Source organism: Streptomyces sp. NPDC003038 (assembly GCF_040611115.1).
Classification (GTDB): domain Bacteria; phylum Actinomycetota; class Actinomycetes; order Streptomycetales; family Streptomycetaceae; genus Streptomyces.
The window spans coordinates 295,071-321,661 of the sequence record NZ_JBEXNN010000004.1 but is presented as its reverse complement, the minus strand read 5'-3'; the positions used below and the strand labels follow the sequence as shown (position 1 = coordinate 321,661).

Below are 26,591 nucleotides of genomic sequence, written 5' to 3'. Positions count from 1 at the left end.
GGAAGCAGGTACCGTTAAACCCCTACGGACGGTCTCTCCACGGAGAGCCCGCTCCGAACCATGAACGCGTGTCAGACTCTGGGGCCGTCGAGCCCCGTCACCGAGGGGGTCGAGCCATGGGGCGCGGCCGGGCCAAGGCCAAGCAGACAAAGGTCGCCCGCCAGCTGAAGTACAACAGCGGCGGGACTGACCTCTCGCGTCTGGCCAATGAGCTGGGCGCATCGCCGACGGAACCGCTGCCTATCAGCGAGCCGGTCGAAGTCGATGACGATCAGGATGACGACGACCCGTACGCCAAGTACGCGGATCTGTACAACGGCGATGACGACGACGAGGACGAAGAGTCCGGTCCGTCGGCACAGCGTCGCGGCGCTTGACGCGCTGACCGTCTGACCAGGTCGAAACACGAAACCCGGTCCAGGGCATCGCCCCGGACCGGGTTTCGTGCTGCCTCAGTTCGCGTAGGAACCGGTCAGGGCCGAACCTTCGGTGTGGGCGCCGCGGTCGACGATCTCACCGGCGACCCAGGCCTCGACACCCCGGTCGGCGAGCACGGTCAGGGCCACGTCCACCGACTCGGCGGGCACGACGGCCATCATGCCGACGCCCATGTTCAGGGTCTTCTCCAGCTCCGGCCGCTCGACCGCGCCGGCCTTGCCGACCAGGTCGAAGACCGCGCCGGGGGCCCAGGTCGTACGGTCGACCGTGGCGTGCAGGTGGTCCGGGATCACCCGGGCCAGGTTGGCCGCGAGGCCGCCGCCGGTGATGTGCGAGAAGGCGTGCACCTCGGCCGTACGGGTGAGAGCCAGGCAGTCGAGCGAGTAGATCTTGGTGGGCTCCAGGAGCTCCTCGCCGAGGGCGCGGCCGAACTCCTCGATGTGGCTCTCCAGGGACATCCCGGCCCGGTCGAAGAGGACGTGCCGGACCAGCGAGTACCCGTTCGAGTGAAGGCCGGACGACGCCATCGCGATGACGGCGTCACCCTTACGGATGCGATCCGCGCCCAGCAGCCGGTCGTACTCGACCACGCCCGTGCCGGCGCCCGCCACGTCGAAGTCGTCCGGGCCCAGCAGGCCCGGGTGCTCGGCGGTCTCGCCGCCCACCAGGGCGCAGCCGGCGAGGACGCAGCCCTCGGCGATGCCCTTGACGATGGCGGCGACCCGCTCCGGGTGGACCTTGCCGACACAGATGTAGTCGGTCATGAAGAGCGGCTCGGCGCCGCAGACCACGATGTCGTCCATGACCATCGCGACGAGGTCGTGGCCGATGGTGTCGTACACGCCCAGCCGGCGGGCGATGTCCACCTTGGTGCCGACTCCGTCGGTGGCGGAGGCGAGCAGCGGGCGCTCGTAGCGCTTGAGGGCGGAGGCGTCGAAGAGGCCGGCGAAACCGCCGAGGCCGCCGAGGACCTCGGGGCGCTGCGTCTTCTTCACCCACTCCTTCATCAGCTCGACGGCGCGGTCTCCCGCTTCGATGTCGACGCCCGCGGCTGCGTAGCTGGCACCGGTGGTCTTCTCTGTCATGACAGGAGAGAGCTTTCGTGTCGTTACTGCGGTGAGTGCGGGGCTGCGGGGCCCGTGGAGGAACAGGGTTACGGGCGGCGGAGCGCGTCGGCGGCGTCCGTGCCGCCGGCCAGCTCGGTCTCCAGCAGCTGCTTGCCCAGGAGCTGCGGGTCGGGCAGCTCCATCGGGTACTCGCCGTCGAAGCAGGCACGGCAGAGATTGGGCTTCTGGATGGTGGTCGCCTCGACCATCGCGTCGAGCGAGATGTACGAGAGCGAGTCCGCGCCCAGGGAGGCGGCGATCTCGTCGACCGACATGCCGTTGGCGATGAGCTCGGCCCGGGTGGCGAAGTCGATGCCGAAGAAGCACGGCCACTTCACCGGAGGCGAGGAGATCCGGATGTGGACCTCCGCCGCGCCCGCCTCGCGAAGCATTTTGACCAAGGCGCGCTGGGTGTTGCCGCGGACGATCGAGTCGTCGACGACCACCAGGCGCTTGCCCCGGATGACTTCCTTGAGGGGGTTGAGCTTCAGCCGGATGCCGAGCTGGCGGATCGTCTGCGAGGGCTGGATGAAGGTCCGGCCGACGTAGGCGTTCTTGACCAGGCCGGAGCCGTACGGAATCCCGCTGGCCTCGGCGTATCCGACGGCGGCCGGAGTACCGGACTCCGGCGTCGGTATCACGAGGTCGGCGTCGACCGGGGCTTCCTTGGCCAGGCGCCGGCCCATCTCGACGCGCGAGAGGTAGACGTTCCGGCCGGCGATGTCGGTGTCCGGGCGCGCCAGGTAGACGTACTCGAAGACACAGCCCTTGGGCTTTGCTTCCGCGAATCGGGAGGTGCGCAGGCCGTTCTCATCGATCGCGATGAGCTCGCCCGGCTCGACCTCGCGGACGAAGCTGGCGCCGCAGATGTCGAGGGCGGCGGTCTCACTCGCGACCACCCAGCCGCGGTCCAGGCGGCCGAGGACCAGCGGGCGGATGCCCTGCGGGTCACGGGCGGTGTAGAGGGTTCCCTCGTCCATGAAGACGAGGGAGAAGGCTCCCTTGACCTTCGGGAGGACCTTGAAGGCCGACTCCTCGATGGTCAGGGGCTTGCCCTCGTCGTCCGTCTGCCCGGCCAGCAGGGCCGTCACGAGGTCGGTGTCGTTGGTGGCGGCCACCTGAGTGGCGCGGCCGTCCTGACGGGGGAGGTCGGCGACCATCTCGGCGAGCTCGGCGGTGTTCACCAGGTTGCCGTTGTGACCCAGGGCAATGGAGCCGTGGGCGGTCGCGCGGAAAGTGGGCTGCGCGTTCTCCCAGACGGAGGCTCCGGTGGTCGAGTAGCGGGCGTGACCGACCGCGATATGACCTTGGAGCGAGCCGAGAGAGGTTTCGTCGAAGACCTGGGAAACGAGGCCCATGTCCTTGAAGACGAGGATCTGGGAACCGTTGCTCACAGCGATTCCCGCGGACTCTTGTCCGCGGTGCTGCAGCGCATACAGTCCGAAGTAGGTGAGCTTGGCGACCTCTTCACCCGGAGCCCAGACACCGAAGACGCCACAAGCGTCCTGGGGGCCCTTTTCGCCGGGGAGCAGGTCGTGGTTGAGTCGTCCATCACCACGAGGCACGCTTCCGAGTGTAGGCGAGATCGACCACTGGTCCGAATTGGGGACGGCCCGTAAAAGTCACAGTGCGGACAGTCGGGTAACCCCTGCGGAGGGTGACTGTTTCGCCCCGTATGGAGTGCGTCGGCCGCTCCATCCCTGTGCTTTCATACGAACCCTCGCGCCAGTCCGGCTCTCGATGCTCGCGCCGCCCCCTTCATCGAGTGCGCGTACGGCGACACGCCTGCCCTTCCTCGGTCGGCCCGGCTGCTCTCGCGGACTGCCGCCGCCTGCCTGAGGCGGGTGGCGGGCCCGGCCGCGCCGGGGCGCACTTGTGGATTCGTACGAGCCCCGATGTGGGCGGTTCCGCCCTTCGTCGGCGCGGCCGGTCCGCCGCCCTTGTCACTCCGCGGCGGAGGCTGCCTGAGCCGTCAGACCCTTGCCGTCGGGCGCGGTCAGGGTCAGGGTCCGGCCCTGGATCTTCCAGGTGAGCGGGCCGCTGCCGAAGAGGCCGGTCAGAGCCTGCTCGACCTCGCCCGCCGGGCCGGCGCAGGCGATGCGGGTCGTCGTGAGCGGCCCGAAGGTCACCGAGGGGCCGTCGACGGCGGCCTTGGCGTTGAACCGGTTGCAGCCGAGGCTGCCGCTCGCGGTGGAGTCCGCGGCGAGGGTGAACCGCGCCTTCCCGGCCGCCTCGGCGGGTACGGAGGACACCGTCTCGCCGCTGATCAGGGAGTCGACGGTCCACTCGGTCGCGGTGAGCGGGGCGTCCGGGACGGGGGGCTTCGAGGTCATGGCGAGGGTGCTCCCGTCGGCGGCCTTCAGGGTGAGCCGGTCCGGTCCCTTGTCGATGGTCAGCCGCCCCTGGAAGAGCTTGGCGAACGCTGTCTCGAAGTCCATGTTCTCGCAGGCCATGGTGGTCGTGGCGCCGGGCGTGACGGTCAGGGCGGAGGTCCCCTCGAAGACGACCTTCGCCGTGAAGGCGTTGCAGCCGTAGTTGCCCGTGGCCTCGTCCTCGCCGAGGTCCATCCGGGCCGCGTCGGGCGCGTGCAGGGTCCGGCCGCCGGTGGTCAGGGACGCGACGGACCAGGACCCGGTCGCGCCGGGGAGCGGGTCGGTGCCGATGTTCGTCGCCCCGCCGCCGCAGGCGGCGAGGGCCAGTACGAGGGCCAGGCCGACCGGGGCATGGAGGCGGAGGCGGGCGCGGACGCGGACGTGCCGGTGAGTACGCATGTTCCTGTGACGAACCGGCCGCCGCGGCGGTTCCGCCCGGCCCCGACCTGCCTCGACCTGTTGGCGCCGCTCCCGCTCAGCTCATGAGCGGGAGCAGCGCCGACAGGTCGGCCCGCTCACCACTGGCCCTGACCAGCGCCCCCGATACCGCCTCGGCCCATCCCGTACGGCCCGTCGCGAGCCGGATCCACGTCAGCGGGTCGGTCTCCACCACGTTCGGCGGGGTGCCGCGGGTGTGGCGCGGCCCCTCGATGCACTGGACCACCGCGAAGGGCGGGACCCGTACCTCCACCGACCCGCCCGGCGCCTTGACCGCGAGGGCGTCGGCCAGCAGCCGGGTGCAGGCGGCCAGCGCCTGGCGCTCGACGGGAACGGCCAGTCCGGCGGCCCGGTTCAGGTCGTCGGTGTGGACCACCAGCTCCACGGTCCGCGTGACCAGGAAATCGGCCAGGGTCATGTCACCGATCCACAGGTTCAGCACCCGGCTGCCGTGGTGCGCCGCCAGCGCCTCGGCCATCCGGGCGGCCGCGGTGTCGTACAGCTCGGGCAGTGGAGCGCCGCCGAGGGTCTCCCGGGCCGCCTCGGAGATCTTCCCGGCGAGGGACGCGGTGGCGAAGGGCCACTCGACGGCCGTCAGCTCGGGGATGGCGGCGGGCGGCCGCGCGAGGCCCGTGGCCAGCGAGTCGGCGATCCACGCGATGTGCGCGGCGAGGTGGGCCACCGTCCAGTCACCGAGCCCGCTCGGCCGCGCGAGCTGCTCGGGACTCAACTCGCCCACGGCTCGGGCGACATGCCCGAACTGCGCGGTGACGGCCGCGCGGATCTTCTCGGGGTCGTAGGTGCGCGGCTTCTTCCTGGCGGGCGGCATGGCCCCGACCCTACTCGGGCCCGGGCAGCACGAGCCCGGTGCAGCCGCGACGGGTCGCGGCCCCGGTGGCGTACGTCGTGAACATCGCGTCGAGACGGGCACCGAGCACCCCCGCGTAGGTTTCGGGCACGCTCATCGTGAAGGTGCCGGGCCTGCCCTGGCAGGTCGCGGAGGCGTAGCGGACCTGGCCGATCCGACCGGCCCTGCCGGTGAGAACGGGGTTCGGGGAGGCGCGGCGCACCTTGACGGCCACGGCCGCCGCGTCGTCACCGACATACGTCCGGGTCCGGATCCACCAGGGGTACCTCCCCAGCACGTCGTCGAGCCGCTGGTGTCCTCGTTCCTCCCTGGCCAGCAGCGGGAAGACCCGCTCGGCCCGCTCCGGGCTCACCGCGAGCAGGCAGCCCTCCATCCGGGCCCCGCTCACGCGGGGGACCCCGAGGGCCCGGTCGGGCAGCCGCTCCCGGTCCGGCCCGCGCAGGTGGGCGGCGTACCAGTCGCAGCTGTCCTGCCGGTTCGCCACGGGAGTGAGGTCGACGGCGGGAGCGGGCAGGGCAGTGGGGAGCTCCGGCAGCCGGGCGCGGCAGCCGAGCTTCCGCGCCGCGCCCTCCGCGGCCCGGTGGGCGAGGCGGACCAGTGCCGTGCGGTCACGGGCCTGGTCCCGCGTGCTCGGGGAGGCCGCGGTCACCACGAGGGACGTCGCCCCGGAGGCGATCGGCTGATCGCAACGGGCGGTGACCGTCGCGTCCTCGGCTCCGTAGTCGCCGAGGCTGCCGTCCCCCAGCGGGACGCGGTCCGGGTGCGTGGTCCGCGCGGTGGCGTCTCCCGGCCGCCCCCGTTCCAGCCCCTCGAAGGGCCTGTCCCACACGTCGTCGATCACGTGCAGGTCCCTCTGCTGCGGCAGCCCCTGGATCGTGAGCGTGAACTGGCTCAGCTTCACGTCCCGGCCCTTGCGCTCCTCCAGGCGGCTCAGCACACAGCCGCCCGGGACGGTTTCGAAGTCGACGGTGCTCGGGCCCTCGCCACCCATGACCACCCGGTCCGTGCCCCCGTCCAGGCCCATGACCGTGTCCGCGTCCACCAGGCCGGCGCACGCCTCGGTGATCAGGGCGCGGCTGGCCTCGCGGTCCTGGTGGGACTCGTACGAGTCGTGCAGGGCCCAGCCGCCGAGAACCAGCCCGCCCGCACCGGCGATACACAGCAGCAAGTTGACCGCATTGCGCCATCGGCCACGGTCTGGAAGCGGTCCGCCCGTAGACGGTTCCAGCGGTTCGAACATCCCCACCCCCCGGTCTTGCACCTGCGATGACCACACGGACGTTACCCACCGGATGCGGTGACGACCGAGCCCCCGCCCGGAAGGATCCGGACGGGGGCTCGTCGAGAGGGGGGATCAGGCCAGCAGGGCCGGGATCGTCGCCTCGTGGGCCGCACGGAGTTCGCTCAGGGGAAGGGTGAACTCGCCCTGGATCTCGATCTCATCGCCGTCCACCACGCCGATGCGGGCGGCCGGCAGGCCGCGTGCTCCGCACATGTCGGTGAAGCGGAGTTCCTCGCTGCGCGGCACGGCCACGATGGCCCGGCCCGCGGACTCGGAGAACAGGAAGGTGAAGGCGTCCAACCCCTCCGGTACGACGATCCGCGCGCCGTTGCCGCCGCGCAGGCAGGACTCGGTGAGTGCCTGGATGACGCCGCCGTCGGAGAGGTCGTGCGCGGCGTCGATCATGCCGTCGCGGGAGGCGGAGATCAGGATCTCGCCGAGCAGCTTCTCGCGGCCGAGATCGACCTTGGGCGGCAAGCCGCCGAGGTGGCGGTGGACGACCTCGGACCAGGCGGAGCCGCCGAACTCCTCGGCGGTGTCGCCCAGCAGGTAGAGCAGCTGGCCGGCCTCCGCGAAGGCCATCGGCGTGCGGCGGTTGACGTCGTCGATGACTCCGAGGACCGCCACGACCGGGGTCGGGTGGATCGCGACGGCGCCGGTCTGGTTGTAGAGGGAGACGTTGCCGCCGGTCACCGGGGTGCCGAGTTCGAGGCAGCCGTCGGCGAGACCGCGGCAGGCCTCGGCGAACTGCCACATGACGTCGGGGTCCTCGGGCGAGCCGAAGTTCAGGCAGTCGGAGATGGCCAGGGGCTTGGCACCGGTCGCGGCGACGTTGCGGTACGCCTCGGCCAGCGCGAGCTGCGCGCCCGTGTACGGGTCGAGCTTGGCGAAGCGGCCGTTGCCGTCGGTGGCCATGGCCACGCCGAGGTTGGACTCCTCGTCGATGCGGACCATGCCGGCGTCCTCGGGCTGCGCCAGGACGGTGTTGCCCTGCACGAAGCGGTCGTACTGGTCGGTGATCCAGGACTTGGAGGCCTGGTTCGGGGAGGAGACCAGCGCGAGGACCTGCGCCCGCAGCTCGGCCGGGGTCTGGGGCCGGGGCAGCTTGTTCGCGTCGTCCGCCTGGAGCGCGTCCTGCCACTGCGGGCGGGCGTACGGGCGGTGGTAGGTGGGGCCCTCGTGCGCGACGGAACGCGGCGGGACGTCCACGATCTGCTCGCCGTGCCAGAAGATCTCCAGCCGCTCGCCCTCGGTGACCTCACCGATGACGGTGGCGATGACGTCCCACTTCTCGCAGATCGCCATGAAGCGGTCGACGTGGGCGGGTTCGACGATCGCGCACATGCGCTCCTGCGACTCGCTCATGAGGATTTCCTCGGGCGAGAGCGTCGCGTCGCGCAGCGGGACGGTGTCCAGCTCCACGCGCATACCGCCGGAGCCGGCGGAGGCCAGCTCGGAGGTGGCGCAGGAGAGTCCGGCGCCGCCGAGGTCCTGGATGCCGGCGACCAGCTTCTCCTTGAAGATCTCCAGGGTGCACTCGATGAGGAGCTTCTCCTGGAAGGGGTCGCCGACCTGGACCGCCGGGCGCTTCTTCGGCTTGCCCGTGCCGGAGGCACTGTCGGATGCGGCGTCGAAGGTCTCGGACGCGAGGACCGAGACGCCGCCGATGCCGTCGCCGCCGGTGCGGGCGCCGTAGAGGATGACCTTGTTGCCGGGGCCGGAGGCCTGGGCGAGGTGGATGTCCTCGTGCTTCATCACGCCGATGCAGCCGGCGTTGACGAGCGGGTTGCCCTGGTAGCAGGCGTCGAAGACGACCTCGCCGCCGATGTTCGGCAGGCCGAGGCAGTTGCCGTAGCCGCCGATGCCCGCGACCACGCCCGGCAGGACGCGCCGGGTGTCGGGGTGGTCGGCCGCGCCGAAGCGCAGCGGGTCCACGACGGCGACCGGGCGGGCGCCCATGGCGAGGATGTCGCGGACGATGCCGCCGATGCCGGTGGCCGCGCCCTGGTAGGGCTCGATGTACGAGGGGTGGTTGTGCGACTCGACCTTGAAGGTGACCGCGTAGCCCTGGCCGACGTCGACGACGCCGGCGTTCTCGCCGATGCCGACGAGCATGGCCGTGTTCTCGGGGGTCTTCTCACCGAACTGCTTCAGGTGGACCTTGCTGCTCTTGTACGAGCAGTGCTCGGACCACATGACCGAGTACATGGCGAGCTCGGCACCGGTGGGGCGCCGGCCCAGGATCTCCCGGATGCGGGCGTACTCGTCCTCCTTGAGGCCGAGCTCCTTCCACGGCTGGCCCGCGTCCGGCGTGTCGGTGGCGTGCTTGACGGTGTCCAAAGTCATGCGGAGACCAGCTTCTTCAGGATCGAGGTGAAGAATCCGAGGCCGTCGGTGCGGCCCGTCCCGATCAGCGGCTCGACCGCGTGCTCGGGGTGCGGCATGAGGCCGACGATGTTGCCCGCGGCGTTGGTGATGCCGGCGACATCGCGCAGCGAGCCGTTCGGGTTGCCGCCGAGGTACCGGAAGGCCACGCGGCCTTCGGCCTCCAGTTCGTCGAGCGTGCGCTCGTCGGCGGTGTAGCGGCCGTCCATGTTCTTGAGCGGGACGGAGATCTCCTGGCCGGTGGTGTAGTCACCGGTCCACGCGGTCTCCGCGTTCTCCACCCGCAGCTTCTGCTCGCGGCAGATGAAGTGCAGGTCGTTGTTGCGGAGCATCGCCCCCGGCAGCAGGTGGGCCTCGGTGAGGACCTGGAAGCCGTTGCAGATGCCCAGGACCGGCATGCCGGCCCTGGCCTGCTCGATGATGGGCTCCATCACGGGCGAGAAGCGGGAGATGGCCCCGGCGCGCAGGTAGTCCCCGTAGGAGAAGCCGCCCGCGAGGACGACCGCGTCGACCTGGTGCAGGTCCTTGTCGCGGTGCCACAGCGAGACCGGCTCGGCACCCGCGAGGCGGATGGCGCGCAGCGAGTCACGGTCGTCGAGCGTCCCGGGGAACGTGACGACTCCGATGCGAGTGGTCACCCTCAGGCCTCGACCTTCACGGTGAAGTCTTCGATGACGGTGTTGGCGAGGAACGTTTCGGCCATCTTGTGGATGCGGTCGAGGGCGGCCTGGTCGACCGGTCCCTCCACCTCCAGTTCGAAACGCTTCCCCTGGCGGACGTCGGCGATTCCCTCGAAGCCCAGGCGCGGCAGTGCACGCTGCACCGCCTGGCCCTGAGGGTCGAGGATCTCCGGCTTGAGCATGACGTCGACTACGACGCGTGCCACTGGCACTCCCGTGTGGTGGTTGGTGCGAAGGCGGTTCCCTCAGCGTACCCGGCCAAAATTTCTACGCGGGTAGATATCCTGTGGCTTGATCGCCGATCGGTTTCGGCTTCACCAACGCTTCGCAAAATCACCCGGAAAAACACGCGGCCGGGATTGCGGCGGGACACGCGGAGAGAATTAACTGGGCTTCGCAATGCAATGAGAATCGGGGTACAAAGGAATCACCCCGGATTCCGGCGGAAAGATGCATTGCTCCGAAACATCCACACAGGCGACATCACCGCACGTCAGCACGTGGTGGTGAGGGCGCGCGAAGGGACCGATATCCGTGGTGCAGCGCGTAGTGGTTACGCTCTCCGATGACATCGACGGCGGAGAAGCGGCGGAAACGGTCGCGTTCGCTCTGGACGGTAAGTCGTACGAGATCGACCTCAATGAGGCCAACGCAAAGAAACTGCGGAAGGTCCTGGCTCCCTACGTGGCGGCCGGCCGTCGGCAGTCCCGCTCCGGGAAGGCCTTCAAGCACACCGCCATCGCCCCCGATCCGGCGGTCGTGCGGGCCTGGGCCCGGTCCAACCAGCTCGACGTCCCGCCGCGCGGCCGCATCCCGAAGCGGATCTACGAGTCCTACAACGCGGCCCACTGAGAGCCGATTTGCCATCCACCCCCATCAGTCGGCTAGTGTGTGGATCACGCCAAGGGGCCAGACCACAGGTCAACGCCCCGACGGTCGTGCGGGTGTAGTTCAGTAGCAGAACATCCTCCTTCCAGGAGGAAGGCGCAGTGTGCGATCCCTGTCACCCGCTCTGCATCGCTTTACCGGCCACCATCGTGGATCAGGTAGAGTGATGCGTGCATTGCCCGCGCAGGGCATGCGGACGTAGCTCAGTTGGTAGAGCACCACCTTGCCAAGGTGGATGTCGCGAGTTCGAGTCTCGTCGTCCGCTCTGTAGTGAAGAAGCCCCCGGTCATCGCGACCGGGGGCTTCTTCGTGTTTCCCGGAAGGGTGAGGTTTCCCCGGCTGGGTGAAGCCGGCCGCCCTGACAAATGTCATCGGGGGCCGTGACAGCACGCACTGCCACATGCGCCCGGCCGCCGCGAGGCTTGAGTCATGAATCACACAGTGATCGAGGCCGAGGACCTGCGGCGCGGGTATGCCGGGGGCTTCGAGGCCGTCCGGGGCGTCTCCTTCTGCGTGGCGCCCGGCGAGATCTTCGCCCTGCTCGGCACCAACGGCGCGGGCAAGACCTCCACCGTCGAACTGCTGGAGGGGCTGGCCGCGCCGAGCGGCGGGGCCGTCCGCGTCTTCGGGCTCGATCCCTACACGCAGCGGGCCCGGGTCCGGCCTCGCACCGGGGTCATGCTCCAGGAGGGCGGATTCCCCTCCGATCTGTCCGTCGCCGAGACCGTCCGGATGTGGAGCGGGGTCACCAGCGGCGCCCGCCCGGCGGCGGAGGTGCTGGAGCTGGTCGGCCTGGCCGCGCGGGCCTCCGTACGCGTCAAGCAACTGTCCGGCGGAGAGCGGCGGCGGCTTGACCTGGCCCTGGCCCTGCTCGGGCGGCCCGAGGTGCTCTTCCTGGACGAGCCGACCACCGGCATGGACCCCGAAGGGCGCCGGGACACCTGGGCGCTGGTACGGGAGCTGCGGGCCGACGGCACCACGGTGCTGCTGACCACGCACTACCTGGAGGAGGCCGAGGAGCTCGCGGACCGGCTGGCGATCCTGCACGAGGGGGAGCTGGTCCTGACCGGCAGCCCCGCCGAGGTGACCGCCACCAGGCCGTCCCGGATCCGCTTCACCCTGCCGGCCGGGGTGCCCGCGGCCCGGCTCCCGCTGGCTTTGCACGCGGCGGCCGACGGGCAGCGGGTGGAGATCCGTACCGAACGGCTCCAGGCCGCCCTCGCCGAACTGCTGCGCTGGGCCGACGATTCGGGCGTCGAGCTGGCCGGGCTCGACGCCCGGTCCGCCTCCCTGGAGGAGGCGTTCCTGGAGATCGCGGCGCGCGGCCGCCGCGGCGCCGAGGGCCGCGCCGAGGACCGCGCCGAGGACCCCGCCGAGGACCCCGCCGACGATCACTTCGATGACCGCTTCGACCGGATGGCCGGTACCCGATGAACACGCTGACCCTGAACCCCGGCCGCCTGACCGCCCTCGGCCGCTCCGAGCTCACCCTGCTGGTGCGCAACCGGGCCGCGCTGGGCGTGGCCCTGCTGATGCCGCTGCTGATGGTGTTCGTCCTGCGCTCCACGCTCGGCGGGCGGGGCGGCGCGGCAGCCGTCGGCGAGGCCACGCTGACCGGCGGGATCGGCATGGTGCTGATCCTCGTCGTCTACATGAACCTGGTCTCCGCCTACGTCGCCCGGCGCGAGGAGCTCGTCCTCAAGCGGCTCCGTACCGGCGAGGCCAACGACCTGGAGATCCTGGCCGGGACCGCGCTGCCCGCCGCCGTCCTCGCGCTCGCCCAGATCGCCGTCCTCGCGGTGGCCGGGGCGGCCGTCCTGGAGGTGACGATGCCGCGCAACCCGCTGCTGCTCGCCGCGGCCGTCCTCGCGGGCATCGTGATGCTGGCCGGGATGTCGGCGCTGACCAGCTCCGTCACCCGCACTGTGGAGAGCGCGGGGATCACCACGCTGCCGCTGTTCCTGCTGACCGCGCTCGGCTCGGGGCTCTTCGCGCCGGCGGACACGCTGCCGGACACGCTGGCCTCGGTCTGCGAACTGCTGCCGCTCAGCGGGGTGATGTTCCTGGTGCGGGCCGGCTGGAGCGGCGGCGCGGAGGGCGGGGACCTGCTGGGCGCCGCGGTCCCCGCGCTGGCCTGGATCGTGATCACCGTGTTTGCTGTCCAGCGGTGGTTCCGCTGGGAACCGCGCCGCTAGAGGAGCCGGGGGACGGGAACCGTGTCGAAACTGACGGGGTGGTGGAAGAACCGCAGCAGTTCGGGGAAGGTCGAGCTGTACACGCGCTGGTCGTTCCACCTCTTCGTACTCATCGAGATCTTTTCGTTCGGGCTGGCCGCGCTGGGGGCGGCGACCGAGAAGGCAACGCAGCCGGTGGCGGTCTCGCTCTTCTTCACCGTGTGCGCGCACTCCGTGCTGGTCGGGTTCCTCTCCTCCAGGGCGCTGGACTGGGTCGTGGAGCGGCGCGAACGCCCGGTGCGGCTCGCGGTGACGACGGCCGCTCTGACCGCCGCCGCCTGCCTGGCCGTCCTCTTCCTGCGCAAGGCCGAGCTGACCGGCCACGAGTCCGTGGCGCCGACGCTGATCGCGGGCATGACCTGCTTCACCTGCGGATCGCTGGTCCTGTGCCTGAAGAAGGTCGGGCACATGAAGTACGTCGCCCCGGGCGCGGCCCTCGCCACGGGGGCGGCGGTGCTCGCGCTGGGCCTGTCGGCGGCCGAGGCCCTCGGGTACCTGTTCGCCGTGCTGCTCAGCGGCCTGTTCATCAGCACCGCCTGCGGGTTCTCCGCCTGGCTGCTGAACACGGTGCGGGAGCTGGACCGGTCGCGGGAGCTCCAGGCGCAGCTGGCGGTGGCGGAGGAGCGGCTGCGCTTCGGCCGCGATCTGCACGACGTGATGGGCCGCAACCTGGCGGTGATCGCGCTCAAGAGCGAGCTGGCGGTCCAGCTGGCGCGGCGCGAACGCCCGGAGGCGGTGGACCAGATGATCGAGGTGCAGCGGATCGCCCAGGAGTCCCAGCGGGAGGTACGGGACGTGGTGCGCGGCTACCGGGAGGCGGACCTCGCGGTGGAGCTGGAGGGCGCGCGCGGGGTGCTGCGCGCCGCCGGCATCGACTGCCGCGTGGAGTTGCGGGAGCGGCGCGCCCTGCCGCCGGCGGTGCAGTCGGCGCTGGGCTGGGTGGTGCGCGAGGCCACCACGAACGTGCTGCGGCACGGGGAGCCGGGCAGCTGCGTGATCCGGCTGGCGGCTGCGGACGGGAAGGGCGGCGCGGGTGGCGCTGGTGGCGCGACCGGTGGCGGCCTGGTGCTGACCGTGGAGAACGACGGCGTGCCCGCGGAGTCGCCGCCGCGGGACGGGAGGCCGGGTTCGGGTCTGGCCGGGCTGCGGGAGCGGCTGGCCGCGCTGGACGGCACCCTGGAGGCCGGACCGGCGCCCGGCGGCCGCTTCCGGGTGCGGGTCGAGATACCCGCGCGGCGGCTGCGCACCCCGGCCGTGGGGGACGTGGAGGAGAGCCGGGGCGCGAAGGCCGTACGGGAGGCGAAGGAGACGTGGGACTTGCGGGAAGAGGGGGCGCGGGCATGAGCCCCGTACGTGTGCTGCTGGCCGACGACGAGCACCTGATCCGGGGTGCGCTCGCCGCGCTGCTGGCCCTGGAGGACGATCTGCTGGTCGTCGCGCAGGCGGCGTCGGGCCCCGAGGCCCTCGCGATGGCGCGGGCGCACCGGCCGGACGTGGCGGTGCTGGACCTGCAGATGCCGGGGGCGGACGGTGTGAGTGTGGCCACATCGCTGCGGGCCGAGCTCCCCGGCTGCAAGACCATGATCGTGACGAGCCACGGCCGTCCCGGGCACCTGAAGCGGGCCCTGACGGCGGGCGTACGGGCCTTCGCGCCGAAGACGGTGTCGGCTCAGCGGCTGGCGGAGCTGATCCGGACCGTGCACGCCGGAGGGCGTTATGTGGATCCGGAGTTGGCGGCCGACGCGATCAGCGCGGGCGACTCGCCGCTGACAGCCCGTGAGGCGGAGGTGCTGGAACTCGCGGCGGACGGGGCGCCCGTCGCGGAGATCGCGGAGCGGGCAGCGCTCTCGCAGGGCACCGTACGGAACTACCTGTCCTCGGCGGCGTCGAAGCTGGGGGCCGGGAACCGGCACACGGCGGTGCGTCTCGCACGGGAGCGGGGTTGGGTATAGTAGGTCCCGCGCTACGGCGCCTGCGGACGTAGCTCAGTTGGTAGAGCACCACCTTGCCAAGGTGGATGTCGCGAGTTCGAGTCTCGTCGTCCGCTCTGTAGTGGAGAAGCCCCCGGTCATCGCGACCGGGGGCTTCTTCGTGTCTCAGTTCGTGTCTCAGTTCATGTCTCAGGGCGTCAGCACGTCGCACATGAGCACGTCAGCACGTCAGGACCAGCTCTTCCAGGTCAGGCCGGTGAGCCGCTCGTACGCCTCGATGTACTTGGCGCGGGTCTGCTCCACGACCTCCTGCGGCAGCGCGGGCGGCGGGAGTTCTCCCTTCCGGTCCCAGCCGGAGGCGGGGGAGGACAGCCAGTCGCGGACGAACTGCTTGTCGAAGGAGGGCTGCGCGTGGCCCGGCTCCCACCGGTCGGCCGGCCAGAAACGGGAGGAGTCCGGGGTCAGCACCTCGTCGGCGGCGACCAGGACGTCCCCGTCCCGGCTGCGGTCGAAGCCGAACTCGAACTTCGTGTCGGCCAGGATGATCCCGCGCTCGCGGGCGATGTCCCGGGCGCGCCCGTACACGGCGAGGGTGGCCTGGCGCAGCAGCGCCGCCGTCTCCACGCCGGTGGTGCGCGCGACCTCCTCGTACGAGACGTTCTCGTCGTGTTCGCCGACCGCGGCCTTGGCGGCCGGGGTGAAGATCGGGCCGGGCAGCTCGGAGCCGTCGACGAGTCCCTCGGGGAGGGCGAGTCCGCAGACCGTACGGGTCTGCTCGTACTCGGCGAGACCGGATCCGGTGAGGTAGCCGCGGGCCACGCACTCGACCGGGACCATCTCGAGGTTCTTGCAGATCAGCGTGCGTCCGGCCCAGTCGGCGGGGGCGCCGGCGGGGAGGTCGGTGCCGATGACGTGGTTCGGGACGATGTCCGCGAGCTGGTCGAACCACCACAGGGAGAGCTGGGTGAGGACCCGGCCCTTGTCCGGGATCTCGGTGGGCAGCACCCAGTCGAAGGCGGACATGCGGTCGCTGGCGACCATGACGAGGTGGCCGTCATCGTCGCGGTAGAGATCGCGCACCTTGCCGGTGTGGAGGTGGACGAGTCCCGGAACCTGAACCGGCTCGGGCTTTTCGACGAATCCGGACACGGGGTCTCCCTGTAGTTCTGTATGAGCGCACTGCCGATTCTCCCGTATGGGCCACCGCCTGCCCCGCCAGGGGTGTGCCCGGCGTGCGTCGGCGGTGTCTCAGTCCCGCTTGCAGATCCGGTCGAGGAGATTGGCGGTGGCCCGCTGGACCCGCTCGTCGACATGGCCGGGGCGGTCGAGGGCGGGGGACCAGGCGAAGGTGCCGGAGGCGAAGACCAGCGCGCCGCTGGGCGCCCGGTAGAGGGAGGTCTCCTGGTGGCGGCGGTGGCCGTCGCTGTCCAGGTAAGGGGAGTGCGCGAGCAGGATCCGGTCCTGGTGCTCGGGGAGCTGGGTGCGCGGGAAGTACCGGTCGGCCTCACCGGCGACCAGGCCGGGGAGTTCGTCGTTCTCACCGGCGCCGGTGGAGTCCCAGAGCCAGTGCGTGGCATTGCGCACGATCAGGGGCGCGGGCTCGGGGACCCGCCCCGCGTACTGGATGCCGAGCAGCTGCTGTTCCGGGCGGTCGACCTCCCGCCACAGGCTGGGGCGGCCGGGGCCGCGGCGTTTTCGGCAGGTGAGGAGCCGGTCCTCGACGCCGGAGGGCGACGGGGCGAGCTCGACCTGCCAGTACATGGTGTTGGCGGAGAGGAAGACGAGCGAGGTGCCGTGCTCGCGGGCGCGCTCGACGGTGCGGCGCATGGGTGCCGACCAGTACTCGTCGTGGCCGGGGAAGACGAGGCCGCGGTAGCGGGTGGGGTCGACGCGGCCGGCGTGCAGGTCGCGGGTGTCGGCGTAGGCGAGGTCGTAGCCGTAGCGCTCGGCCCAGCGGATGAAGTCGTAGGCGTGGCCGACGTGGAGGGGGAGGCCCGCGCCCGCGTAGGGGCGGTCGAAGGAGACGGTCATGGCCGCGTCCCGCTCGCCGAGCAGCCGGCCTTCGTCGTCCCAGGCGTGGTAGAGGCTGGCGCCGGTGCGGCCGTCCTCCGGGTAGAGGTTGTACGCCTGCCAGGTGATGTCGGGGAGCAGGAGCAGGAGGTCGGCGGGGTGTTCGTCGCGGACCGTGAAGGGGATGTGGGAGCGGTAGCCGTCGGCGGTGGTGAGGACGGCCACGTACGCGCCGATGTTCCAGTAGGAGGGGACCTGGAGCCGCCAGGACAGCCACCAGTGGTGGCAGGAGACGGTGCGGTCGGCGGCGAGCGGGGCTGGCTGGACGATGCCGGAGAGACGGGGGCTCGTGGTGATCTTGGAGGCGCCGTCGCCGCCGTAGTGGCCGATCCGGTAGACGTCGACGGAGAACTGCTGGGGCGGATCGACGGTGATGTGGAAGTCGATGGCCCCGCCGGGGGTGACGGCGCCGGTGGAGGCGAAGCCCTTGATCTGGCGGTGCACGTCGTCGGCGGTCCGGGGGCCGCCGTTGCCGCGGGCGCGGGGGATCTGGCCGGTGCCCGCGGCCGCCGCGGCCGGGTCCACGTACCAGGGCACGACCTGCCCGGTGTCGTCGAAATAGAGCTCGCTGCCCCGGAACCACGGCAGGGGTCCCTGTCCGAAGGGGTCGGTCACCGCGTGCGCGAGCGCACCCGACTCCCAACGCCTGATCTGCTCCCCGCCCATACCGCTCCCCTCCCTCGGTGCCCCGAACGGATCCAACGTCGTACCGGTGCGCGGTACCTGTACGTGCTGTCGCCGCGACTGGTCCCAGCACATCACATAACGCACGCACTCCGTCACCGTTCGTCGTGAATTGACGTGAGCGGAACATTGGAATCCGCTTGTTCGTGCGAGCCGTCACCCGTGAGGGGGCACGGAAACCGCTGGTCAGACGAGCCGGACCGGCTCCTCCGCGCGGACCCCGATCTCCGCGAGCCAGTGCCGCAGAGGCTCCGGATTCCCGTCCTCGACCAGGCACATCACGTGCGGAGCCAGGTCCGAGCGGCGGTCCCCGCCGACCAGCAGGACCGGGCCGTCCAGCCAGTCCAGCCCCGGAGCGGCTCCGGCCGAGTCCACGGCCGCGCAGCACACCATCGCCGTCACGTGGTCGGCCAGCAGATCCCGCCCGCTGCGCGGCGGCTGGAGGGGGAACAGCGGTACCGCATCCGCGCCGCGCGCCTTACCGGCCGCAGCCCCGGCTCCGACGTCCGGGCCGGCGGCCCGGTCCTCCCGCGCGAGGTCGGCGCTGAGCCGTCCGGCCAGTGCCTCCCCGGCCGCGCCGTCACCGGCAACGTCCGTGAGGTGCCCGAGCACCCGCTCCAGCGTGGGTCCGGCGAAACCGTACCCGGCGGGTGCAGTGAGGGGCCGCTGCCCGTCGGTGTCGCGGGCCGGGACGGCCAAGGCGTCCAGCGCCGCGTGCAGGCGAGCCGCCTCCGTGCGCCACTTGCGGTCCACGACCTCCTCCGGATACGCCGTCCAGTCCACCGGGGACCAGTCCGGCCCGGGCTCGGCCGGACCGCCGTGGAAGAGCCGCGCGGCCAGCAGCGAAGCCGCCTCGTCGACCGCCCCGGGCTGCTCCAGCAGGTCGCAGGCGGGGCGCTCGCCCAGCCGAGAGGCGTAACCCTCGGCCAGCCGGTCCCGCCGGGAGAGCTCGGTCAGCGCGGAGACCACCCCCGCGTCGAGGTGCGCCGGCCAGCGGCCCATCCGCCACGCGGGCAGCGCGACCCGGGTCAGCAGCCGGTCCCAGCCCGCGTAGGCGAGGCCGACCTGCTCCTGGGCGACGATGCGCAGCCCGTAGTCCACATCCTGTGCACGGTCCGAGGCGGCCGCGGCCACCCCGCGCTCCATCTCGGCGGCGTCCACCCGGCACAGCCGCAGCAGCAGCCGCGCCGGCCGGGCGATCCAGCCGAGGCCGCGCCGGTTGCCCACGTCCACGGCGGCGTCCAGGCCCCGCACGAAACCGCGGGCGTCCGCTATGTCCGGGTGTGCGGAAGGACCCGTACCCGCGACGACGGGGGCGAGGACCGCGCGCAGCTCCGCGACCCGCATCCACCAGAGGAACGGCGATCCGATCACCAGCACCGGAGCGGCGCCGGGCTCGGATTCCGGACCAGCGGATATACCGCTGCGGCGGTGGGCCGCATGCGTGCGGTCCTCCAGCCAGCTGTCGCAGTCGGGCGTCAGCGCTATGGCCGACGGCGCCGGAACGTCCATCCGGTCGGCCAGGTCCCGCACCAGCCGGTAAAGGTCGGGCGCGGCGGCCTCGGCCAGCGGCACCGTCGGTGTCACGGCGGGACTCGCCCGCAGCACCACCGCGGCGAAGACCCCGCCGACGAGCAGGACGAGTGCGGCGACCACGCACACGGCGAGGGTCACCGCCGGCCAGGGGTCCCCGGCCAGCCGGCCCGTCATCAGGGCCGCCAGCAGCACCACCGCGAGGGCGGCGGGCAGCAGTCCCACGGCCAGCGCCCTGCTGCGCACGCGCAGCACGGCCAAGGCGCGGGAACGCGCCGACGGCACGCCCACTTCCATGATCGAACCGGTTCCGGACACGGCCGGACCTCACCCCCTCTGCCCTGCGGCGGCTTTGCTCACTCCCCCACTGTGACACCCGCCACCGACATCGCAATGCCGGTGAGCCAAGTGCCGGAATGCTTGCGCCGCACCCTAGTTGGGGTACGCCCGGTCGTCAGGCAGACGGGGTGACGATCACCCGATGGAATGGCTTTGGGTAAAGGTGGGTGCGTTCGAACGCGGCTGGATGCAGTCGCAGGCGGACGCGCCCGCGGGCCCGGGCGCACCTCGTGCGCACCGGACCCGCGGGCGCGGACAGCCTCACTGGTCAGCCGGGGGCGGCCGACGTCAGCCCGGGATCGGCCAGGGGTCAGCTCGGGGCCGGACAGGCGTCGGGCCGGGTCGGCAGGGGCCAGGCAGGGGCCGGGCCGAAGTGCCCGGGGTGGGGCCCGGGGTCAGCGGCCTTCGGCCGCCTTGGCCGCGATGTCCGTACGGTGCTGCGAGCCGTCCAGCCTGATGCGAGCGACCGCCTTATACGCCCTCTCGCGGGCCTGCGCCAGATCGGAACCGGTCGCCGTCACGGACAGCACGCGGCCGCCCGCGCTGACGACCGCATCGCCCTCGCGCCGGGTCCCGGCGTGCAGCACGTACGCGTCGGGGGCGTCCTCGGCCGCCACCTCGGCCAGGCCCTCGATCGGGTCCCCGGTGCGCGGGGTGTCCGGGTAGCCGTGCGAGGCGATGACCACCGTGACGGCCGCGTCCTCGTGCCAGCTGAGCGGGGGCTCGGCGTGCAGGGTTCCCTTGGCCGCGCTCATGAGCACGCTCGCGAGCGGGGTGCGCAGCCGGGCCAGGACCACCTGGGTCTCGGGGTCGCCGAAGCGGGCGTTGAACTCGATGACCCGTACGCCGCGGCTCGTGATGGCCAGGCCCGCGTACAGCAGGCCGGAGAAGGGGGTGCCGCGGTGGCGGAGCTCGTCCACGGTCGGCTGGAGCACGCTCTGCATGACCTCGTCGACCAGCTTCGGGTCGGCCCAGGGCAGTGGGGAGTACGCGCCCATGCCGCCGGTGTTGGGACCGGCGTCGCCGTCGAGGGCGCGCTTGAAGTCCTGTGCGGGCTGCAGCGGGAGCACGGTGACGCCGTCGGTGATGGCGAAGAGGGAGACTTCGGGGCCGTCGAGGTACTCCTCGATGACGACGCGGTCGCAGCCGAGCGCGTGGGCGCGGGCGGCGGCCCGGTCATCGGTGACCACGACGCCCTTGCCGGCCGCGAGGCCGTCGTCCTTGACGACGTACGGGGCGCCGAAGGCGTCGAGGGCCGCGTCCACCTCCTCGGGGGTGGTGCACACGTAGCTGCGCGCGGTCGGGACCCCGGCCGCCGCCATGACGTCCTTGGCGAAGGCCTTCGAGCCTTCGAGCCGGGCCGCCTCCGCGGACGGCCCGAAGACCGGGATGCCGGCGGCGCGTACGGCGTCGCCGACGCCGGCGACCAGGGGCGCCTCCGGGCCGACGACGACCAGGTCGGCGCCGAGTTCGGTGGCGAGGCGGGCGACGGCGTCACCGTCGAGGGCGTCGACGGGGCGGAGTTCGGCCACCTCGGCGATGCCGGCGTTGCCGGGAGCGCAGTAGAGCGCGGGGACGTCGGGGTCGAGGGACAGAGAGCGGCACAGGGCATGTTCGCGGGCGCCGCCGCCGATGACGAGGACCTTCACGCTGCTCAGCCTAGCCCGCGCGGCCGGTACCCCTTCGTGCGGCCACCCAACTCGGAGGGGCTACTCATTCGTATATTCCTCCACAACGGTGGCTCCGAGCTCGCGCACGATGAGTTCGTGTCCGGTCAGGGCGCTGTCCACCAGGTCCGGGTCGTCGTCCTGCGCGACGTCGTCCTCCGGCGCGACCGGCGGGGGCGCCTGCTGTACGGGGGGCTGCTGCGCCGGAGCCGACTGCTGGGGCGGCTGGTGCGGGGCGGACGGCTGCCGCGCCGGGGCCGGAGGGGGCGGCGGGGGGCTGTAGGCGGGGGCCTGCGGGGCCGCGTAGGAGGAGCTCTGGTGCGCGGGCTGGCCGCCCCCGCCCCCGCCCACGACGGCGTCGATCTTCCAGTTGACCTGGAACTGCTCGGCCAGGACCGCCTTGAGCACGTCCTCGCTGCCGCTGCTCGCGAAGTTGTCGCGGGCTCCGACATTGGGGAAGCCGAGCTGGAGGGTGGTGCCGTCGAAGCCGGTGACCTGGGCGTTCTGGCTGAGCAGGATCCAGGTGAAGCGGCGGCGGTTCTTGACGGCCTCCAGGACGCCCGGCCACATCGCCTGGACCTGGCCGACGCCGGCCGCCATGCCGGGGGAGGGCGCGGGGGCCGCGGCTGCGGCCGGGGCGGTGTGCCGGGCCGGAGCCGGAGCCGGGGGGGCCGGGGCGGCGGGCGTGGCCGCACCCTGGCCGGGAGCGGCCGCGCTGGGCCAGGCGCCGGGGGCACCGCCGCCGGGCTGCGCGGCTCCGGGCCAGGCACCGGGGGCGGGGGTGGCCGGGGCGGAAGGTGCGGGCGGGGCCGCGGGTTCGGGCGCAGCCACGGGGGCGGCGACCGGCGTCGGCGGGACCGGCGCGGACTGGACCGGCGCGGGCGGCTCGGGAGCCCGTACCGGCTCCGGAGCGCGGGCGGCTGCACGCACGGCGGCGACACCCCCAGCGGGACCGGCGGGCGCCATGGCGTGCGCCTCGGGCCCGGGCACGTAGCCCATGGCGGGCGCGGCGGCGGGCGCGGCCACGGCCTGCGCCGCGGGCGCGCCCGCGAACGAGGCCGCTCCGCTCCGCTCCAGCCGGTCGAGCCTGGCCTGGAACGACCGCTCGTCGTCGAAGGCGGCGGGCAGCAGCACGCGGGCGCAGATCAGCTCCAGCTGCAACCGCGGCGAGGTCGCGCCCCGCATCTCGGTGAGCCCGGTGTTGACCAGATCGGCGGCCCGCGACAGCTCGGCGGCACCGAACACGGACGCCTGGGCCTGCATCCGCTCCACGACATCGACGGGGGCGTCGATCAGCCCCTTCTCCCCGGCGTCGGGCACGGCGGCCAGGATGACCAGGTCCCGCAGCCGCTCCAGCAGGTCGGCGACGAACCGGCGGGGGTCGTTCCCGCCCTCGACGACGCGGTCGACGACCTCGAAGGCGGCGGCGCCGTCCCCGGCGGCGAAGGCGTCGATGACCGAGTCGAGAAGCGACCCGTCGGTGTACCCCAGCAGGGAGGTGGCCATGGCGTATGTCACACCGTCGGCCGCGGCTCCGGCGAGCAGCTGGTCCATGACGGACATCGAGTCACGCACGGATCCGGCGCCGGCGCGCACGACGAGCGGCAGCACGCCGTCCTCGACGGTGGCCCCCTCCCGCCCGCAGACCTCGCCCAGGTATTCCCGCAGGGTGCCGGGCGGCACCAGCCGGAAGGGGTAGTGGTGCGTCCTGGACCGGATGGTCCCGATCACCTTTTCCGGCTCCGTGGTGGCGAAGATGAACTTGAGGTGCTCCGGCGGCTCCTCGACCACCTTCAGCAGGGCGTTGAAGCCCGCCGAGGTGACCATGTGGGCCTCGTCGATGATGTAGATCTTGTACCGGCTGGAGGCCGGCCCGAAGAAAGCCTTTTCGCGCAGGTCACGGGCGTCGTCCACACCACCGTGCGAGGCGGCGTCGATCTCGATGACGTCGATCGAACCCGGCCCGTTCCTGGCGAGGTCGCGGCAGGACTGGCACTCCCCGCACGGGGTCGGGGTCGGCCCCTGCGCACAGTTCAGGCAGCGGGCGAGGATCCGCGCGCTGGTGGTCTTCCCGCAGCCGCGCGGCCCGCTGAACAGGTACGCGTGATTGACCCGGTTGTTCCGCAGGGCCTGCATCAGCGGTGCAGTGACATGCTCCTGACCGATGACCTCGGCGAACGACTCGGGGCGATAGCGGCGGTACAGCGCAAGGGACGACACGTCTACGAGGTTATCCGGGCCCACCGACAAACGGCGGCCCCCGCCGACCCCGACCGCCCCGGAACGCAAAGCGCCCCCCACGCACCCGCCAGAGCCCACTTACCCTTGCTGCCTTCCGGCCCTGGGGGAGTTGGGTGAGATAGCGCCACGTGAGGGGCTGACCCCACCCTAGCGGATGGACGCCCCGGGAATCGAGTCGCCCCCGGGTCGGGGTGCCGACCAGGGATCACGTTCGCGAGCACCCCTCAACGTCTTGTATTGTTTGCGGCGGAGGATTCGCCTAGTGGCCTAGGGCGCACGCTTGGAAAGCGTGTTGGGGGCAACCCCTCACGAGTTCGAATCTCGTATCCTCCGCCATTGCTCTCACCGGGCAATACGTTGAAGGGCCCCACCGCTTGCGGTGGGGCCCTTTGCGTTGCCCCGTCTCAGGTTCCGTCTCATTTGGCCCCTAGGAGCCCCACCGCGGGGCGCTCCCGCCAGTGACGACCGGCTCCGCCCAGGCCGCAATGGCGAGGACATTCCGCTGCACCATCTGGCCGTCGCCACTTCGTGGAGCAGGTGACGTACGCGCGGCCCGAGACGGATCACGTACCGGAGACCCTCGATGTCGACCGCGCCGCATTCGCCCCGGGGAGCGGTCAGGGGGCTGCCACGTGCTTGATGTACGCCTCGCTGATCGCGTACGTCGCCGAGGCGTGGATCACCGTGCCGGTCACCCGCCCGTGTGGCGCTTCACCAGTTCGATGACGGCTCGACTCAGGCGGGACTCGTCCTCCGGCGGGCGGCCGGGGAGAAGGGCCACCTCGACGTGGATGAGGACCTGCCCGGGTGCGCCGTCCTCGATCACGGCGGGCTCGCGCCGCCACCCGATCGCGCCGCCACTCGTCCGGGTGATCACCCTCCGCGGTCCTCGATCAGGGTGTGACATCTCGCTATAAAAGGGCCCGTCACGTTGATCAACTGATGGGCACTCACCATGCTGAAGGCCGCTCTGCAGGTCCTCGCCGCCGCCTCCCTCGCCTCCCTCGCAGCCGTCTCGCCCGCGGTCGCCGCACCCGCCCCCGCCCCCGACACCGGGCCCTGCGGTCCCGTCGTCCAGTACCGCGCGGGGGACTGGTGGCTTACGACGACCAACCCGCTGATCTCCTTCGCGGTCGAGGCGGCCGCACGGGCCGAGAAGTGGCAGTGGCGCAAGGACTCCAACACCTTGTGGCGCGGTGACACCCGGGAGAACGTGCAGGACCTCTTCGAGGACGGGTTCACGCCGCGCGGCGAAGACGTGACCCCGCTGGCCGAGTACATCGTCAAGGGCGGCGGCCAGAACTCCGCCCACCTCAGCACCAGTTGCGAGGAGTGGGTGGCCCAGAAGTTCGCCACCTACGGCCAGGCGAAGACCGGTTGGGTGTACGAGATCGACGCACCGGGCGGGATCGACGTGAACGCCACCGCCCGGGCCAACGGCTACGAGTCGCCGTACCTGTGGAACAAGGAGATCGACTTCCCGGGCGGGGTCGCGGGCCGGTACATCAAGAAGGCGTGCAAGTACCACCTGGTCAAGACCGACCCGGTGACCAAGGTCAACACGTACGAGAACCTCGGCTGCAAGAACAACCGCGACTTCGCGCCGTTCGGAGCCACTGACGGAGTCGGCGTGCCCGCCCTCGCCGCGGCCGGCTGAGCACGGGCGGGGATCAGGCACCGCGCGGGGGAAGCCGTTTCGGCCGGCCTCCCCCGCCTACCCGGCGGGCCTCCGGGCCGTACCGGCTCTACTCCTCGGTCATCTCCGGCATCTCGCCGACCGTCGTCGACATGTCGATCATCGCGAAGGCCGCCCCCTGGGGGTCCGTGACCGCCGCGAACCGCCCGAACGGGCTGTCCATCGGGCCGAACTCCAGCTTTCCGCCCCGCTGCGTCGTCTTGGCCACGGCCTCGTCGCAGTCCGAGACCGAGAAGTAGACCTGGATGTACGGGGGCAGGTCCGGCGGGAAGTCCTTGTCCATCTTCATCCGGCCCAGCACGGGGTTCTCCTGCCCGCCCAGGCTGAAGACCTTGAAGTCCATCGCGGCCGCATCGGGGTCGTCACCCATGTCCATCTGCAGGGGCTTGAAGGGGAAGACCTGCGGCAGGAAGGCGTCCGCCTTGTCCGGCTCCCGGGTGAAGACCTCCGCCCACGCGTACGAGCCCGGCTCCCCCATCTTCTCGAAGCCCTTGTGCTCGCCCGGCTGCCAGACGCCGAAGACCGCGCCGCTGGGCTCCTTCGCGATCAGCATCGAGCCGAAGTCGCCGACCTTCATCGGCTCCATCAGCAGGTCGCCGCCCGCCGACTTGATCTTCTCGGCGGTGGCGTCCACGTCGGGCGACGCGAAGTAGAGACACCACTGGGACTGGGAATCACCGCCCGGCATCGGCGGAACGACGGCCGCGACCGCCTTGCCGTCGGAGTAGGCCTGGGTGTAGTTGCCGTACTCGGTGCTGGCCTCGCCGAAGGTCCAGCCCAGCACATCGGCGTAGAAGCTCTTGGCGCCCTCGACATCGGTGAACATCGCGTCTACCCAACAGGGTGCGCCTTCCGGGAACTCAGCCATGGTCGATCGACTCCTGTGTCGTGTGCCCTGCCTTTCGTACTCACGCTAGGCGCGCGGTGCGGCGACCGCGCGTGGAGCGCGGCCGCGGGGGACGCTGGAGCCATGGACAAGCACATCACCATCCGGCTGGCCCAGCAGCCGGAGGCCGACGAGTTGCTCGGCCGGAGCCCGCTCGCCGCGCTGGTCGGCATGCTGCTGGACCAGCAGGTGCCGATGGAGTGGGCGTTCTCCGGGCCCTACACGATCGCCCGGCGGCTCGGCGCGGACGATCTGGACGCGCATGCCATCGCCGCGTACGACCCGGAGGCCTTCGCCGCCCTCCTCGCAGAGAAGCCCGCCGTGCACCGGTATCCGGGCTCGATGGCGAAGCGGATCCAGCAGCTGTGCGCGTACCTGGTGGAGCACTACGGCGGGGACGCCGAGGCCGTGTGGGCCGACGCGGAGACCGGTGCGGAGCTGCTGGGCCGGCTCAAGGCGCTGCCCGGCTTCGGCGAGCAGAAGGCCCAGATCTTCCTGGCGCTGCTGGGCAAGCGGCTGGGGGTGCGCCCGAAGGGCTGGCGGGAGGCGGCCGGCGGGTACGGCCCGGCGGACGTCTACCGCTCGGCGGCCGACATCACGGGCCCGGAGTCGCTGGCCAAGGTGCGGGCCCACAAGCAGGAGATGAAGGCGGCCGCGAAGGCCGCGGGGAAGGGCGAGGGGGCCGCGGGAAGGACTGCGGGGAAGACCCCTGCGGAGACAGGAGGCAAGACCGCGGGCAAGACCCCGGGGAAGGCGGGCGCGAAGGCGGCGGAGAAGAGCCCCGGCAGCCCCTGACCCCCGCCAATTGACCGGCGTAACCAGGACCCGATTGGCCCCTGCTATCGGTCAACCA

At 71.8% G+C, this 26,591-nt stretch carries 23 protein-coding genes, 4 tRNA genes and 1 other RNA gene; 12 read left to right on the top strand and 16 right to left on the bottom strand.

From position 1 onward, the window contains the following. Positions 1-116: 116 nt before the first annotated feature. On the top strand, positions 117-377 hold the full coding sequence (locus ABZX75_RS08110) for a DUF3073 domain-containing protein (RefSeq protein WP_355409042.1): 261 nt from the start codon (positions 117-119) through the stop codon (positions 375-377). 75 nt (positions 378-452) lie between these two features. Here the strand turns inward: ABZX75_RS08110 and purM are convergent, their stop codons facing one another. The 8 genes from purM to purS all read right to left on the bottom strand — a co-directional run bounded on the left by purM (position 453) and on the right by purS (position 9,781). Next, complete coding sequence (purM, locus tag ABZX75_RS08105; RefSeq protein ID WP_355409040.1) at positions 453-1,523, bottom strand: phosphoribosylformylglycinamidine cyclo-ligase; 1,071 nt, start codon at positions 1,521-1,523, stop codon at positions 453-455. Between the two features lie 68 nt (positions 1,524-1,591). Beyond that, positions 1,592-3,109, bottom strand: a complete 1,518-nt coding sequence (purF, locus tag ABZX75_RS08100) for an amidophosphoribosyltransferase (RefSeq protein WP_355409038.1) — start codon at positions 3,107-3,109, stop codon at positions 1,592-1,594. A 378-nt stretch (positions 3,110-3,487) separates the two neighbouring features. Beyond that, complete coding sequence (locus tag ABZX75_RS08095; protein WP_355409036.1) at positions 3,488-4,315, bottom strand: META domain-containing protein; 828 nt, start codon at positions 4,313-4,315, stop codon at positions 3,488-3,490. Between the two features lie 76 nt (positions 4,316-4,391). After that, positions 4,392-5,183 (bottom strand): sterol carrier family protein, encoded by a 792-nt coding sequence (locus ABZX75_RS08090; protein ID WP_355409035.1) that lies wholly within the window; start codon positions 5,181-5,183, stop codon positions 4,392-4,394. A gap of 10 nt (positions 5,184-5,193) precedes the next feature. After that, positions 5,194-6,390 carry a hypothetical protein gene (locus ABZX75_RS08085; protein ID WP_355409033.1) on the bottom strand — a complete coding sequence of 399 codons (1,197 nt, stop codon included), beginning with the start codon at positions 6,388-6,390 and terminating at the stop codon, positions 5,194-5,196. A gap of 186 nt (positions 6,391-6,576) precedes the next feature. Further along, positions 6,577-8,850 (bottom strand): phosphoribosylformylglycinamidine synthase subunit PurL, encoded by a 2,274-nt coding sequence (purL, locus tag ABZX75_RS08080; RefSeq protein ID WP_355409032.1) that lies wholly within the window; start codon positions 8,848-8,850, stop codon positions 6,577-6,579. Continuing rightward, positions 8,847-9,527, bottom strand: a complete 681-nt coding sequence (purQ, locus tag ABZX75_RS08075; RefSeq protein ID WP_355409030.1) for a phosphoribosylformylglycinamidine synthase subunit PurQ — start codon at positions 9,525-9,527, stop codon at positions 8,847-8,849. The genes purL and purQ overlap by 4 nt, the downstream gene beginning before the upstream one ends. Before the next feature lie 2 nt (positions 9,528-9,529). Next, complete coding sequence (gene purS / locus ABZX75_RS08070) at positions 9,530-9,781, bottom strand: phosphoribosylformylglycinamidine synthase subunit PurS (protein WP_008740952.1); 252 nt, start codon at positions 9,779-9,781, stop codon at positions 9,530-9,532. A gap of 322 nt (positions 9,782-10,103) precedes the next feature. On the opposite strand from purS, the gene ABZX75_RS08065 reads away from it, so the two are divergent. The 8 genes from ABZX75_RS08065 (at position 10,104) to ABZX75_RS08030 (ending at position 14,738) form a co-directional block, all read left to right on the top strand. Beyond that, positions 10,104-10,421: an Lsr2 family protein gene (locus ABZX75_RS08065; RefSeq protein ID WP_355409027.1), complete on the top strand. Its 318-nt coding sequence runs from the start codon at positions 10,104-10,106 to the stop codon at positions 10,419-10,421. 88 nt (positions 10,422-10,509) lie between these two features. Then, positions 10,510-10,581 (top strand) — tRNA-Gly (locus ABZX75_RS08060). A 68-nt stretch (positions 10,582-10,649) separates the two neighbouring features. Continuing rightward, positions 10,650-10,722, top strand: a tRNA-Gly gene (locus ABZX75_RS08055). 164 nt (positions 10,723-10,886) lie between these two features. Beyond that, positions 10,887-11,891, top strand: a complete 1,005-nt coding sequence (locus ABZX75_RS08050; RefSeq protein ID WP_355409025.1) for an ABC transporter ATP-binding protein — start codon at positions 10,887-10,889, stop codon at positions 11,889-11,891. After that, entirely contained in the window at positions 11,888-12,652 is a 765-nt protein-coding gene (locus tag ABZX75_RS08045) for an ABC transporter permease (protein ID WP_355409023.1), read from the top strand. The genes ABZX75_RS08050 and ABZX75_RS08045 overlap by 4 nt, the downstream gene beginning before the upstream one ends. A 21-nt stretch (positions 12,653-12,673) precedes the next feature. Further along, positions 12,674-14,035, top strand: a complete 1,362-nt coding sequence (locus ABZX75_RS08040) for a histidine kinase (RefSeq protein WP_355409022.1) — start codon at positions 12,674-12,676, stop codon at positions 14,033-14,035. After that, entirely contained in the window at positions 14,032-14,643 is a 612-nt protein-coding gene (locus tag ABZX75_RS08035; RefSeq protein ID WP_355409020.1) for a response regulator transcription factor, read from the top strand. Before ABZX75_RS08040 ends, ABZX75_RS08035 begins: the two co-directional genes overlap by 4 nt. A 22-nt stretch (positions 14,644-14,665) precedes the next feature. Further along, positions 14,666-14,738, top strand: a tRNA-Gly gene (locus ABZX75_RS08030). A 112-nt stretch (positions 14,739-14,850) separates the two neighbouring features. On the opposite strand, the gene ABZX75_RS08025 is transcribed toward ABZX75_RS08030, so the two are convergent. From ABZX75_RS08025 to ffs, 6 genes are all read right to left on the bottom strand, one after another. Continuing rightward, positions 14,851-15,771, bottom strand: coding sequence for a phosphoribosylaminoimidazolesuccinocarboxamide synthase (locus ABZX75_RS08025; protein WP_355409019.1), 921 nt, complete (start codon positions 15,769-15,771; stop codon positions 14,851-14,853). Between the two features lie 99 nt (positions 15,772-15,870). Beyond that, complete coding sequence (locus ABZX75_RS08020) at positions 15,871-17,358, bottom strand: N,N-dimethylformamidase beta subunit family domain-containing protein (protein ID WP_355409017.1); 1,488 nt, start codon at positions 17,356-17,358, stop codon at positions 15,871-15,873. Between the two features lie 204 nt (positions 17,359-17,562). After that, on the bottom strand, positions 17,563-19,227 hold the full coding sequence (locus ABZX75_RS08015; protein ID WP_355409015.1) for a hypothetical protein: 1,665 nt from the start codon (positions 19,225-19,227) through the stop codon (positions 17,563-17,565). A gap of 416 nt (positions 19,228-19,643) precedes the next feature. Further along, positions 19,644-20,897, bottom strand: coding sequence for a phosphoribosylamine--glycine ligase (gene purD, locus ABZX75_RS08010; protein ID WP_355409013.1), 1,254 nt, complete (start codon positions 20,895-20,897; stop codon positions 19,644-19,646). Between the two features lie 60 nt (positions 20,898-20,957). Continuing rightward, on the bottom strand, positions 20,958-23,135 hold the full coding sequence (locus ABZX75_RS08005; RefSeq protein WP_355409011.1) for a DNA polymerase III subunit gamma and tau: 2,178 nt from the start codon (positions 23,133-23,135) through the stop codon (positions 20,958-20,960). A 63-nt stretch (positions 23,136-23,198) separates the two neighbouring features. Then, an RNA gene (ffs, locus tag ABZX75_RS08000) (signal recognition particle sRNA small type) lies at positions 23,199-23,297 on the bottom strand. Between the two features lie 107 nt (positions 23,298-23,404). Between ffs and ABZX75_RS07995 the strand changes: the two genes are divergently transcribed. Beyond that, positions 23,405-23,492 (top strand) — tRNA-Ser (locus tag ABZX75_RS07995). Between the two features lie 355 nt (positions 23,493-23,847). Here the strand turns inward: ABZX75_RS07995 and ABZX75_RS07990 are convergent. Beyond that, positions 23,848-24,033 (bottom strand): hypothetical protein, encoded by a 186-nt coding sequence (locus ABZX75_RS07990; protein WP_355409009.1) that lies wholly within the window; start codon positions 24,031-24,033, stop codon positions 23,848-23,850. 78 nt (positions 24,034-24,111) lie between these two features. On the opposite strand from ABZX75_RS07990, the gene ABZX75_RS07985 reads away from it, so the two are divergent. Next, positions 24,112-24,813 carry a hypothetical protein gene (locus tag ABZX75_RS07985; RefSeq protein ID WP_355409007.1) on the top strand — a complete coding sequence of 234 codons (702 nt, stop codon included), beginning with the start codon at positions 24,112-24,114 and terminating at the stop codon, positions 24,811-24,813. 88 nt (positions 24,814-24,901) lie between these two features. Here the strand turns inward: ABZX75_RS07985 and ABZX75_RS07980 are convergent, their stop codons facing one another. Then, on the bottom strand, positions 24,902-25,720 hold the full coding sequence (locus tag ABZX75_RS07980; RefSeq protein WP_355409005.1) for a VOC family protein: 819 nt from the start codon (positions 25,718-25,720) through the stop codon (positions 24,902-24,904). 102 nt (positions 25,721-25,822) lie between these two features. On the opposite strand from ABZX75_RS07980, the gene ABZX75_RS07975 reads away from it, so the two are divergent. Further along, on the top strand, positions 25,823-26,533 hold the full coding sequence (locus ABZX75_RS07975) for an HhH-GPD-type base excision DNA repair protein (RefSeq protein WP_355409003.1): 711 nt from the start codon (positions 25,823-25,825) through the stop codon (positions 26,531-26,533). Positions 26,534-26,591: the final 58 nt, after the last annotated feature.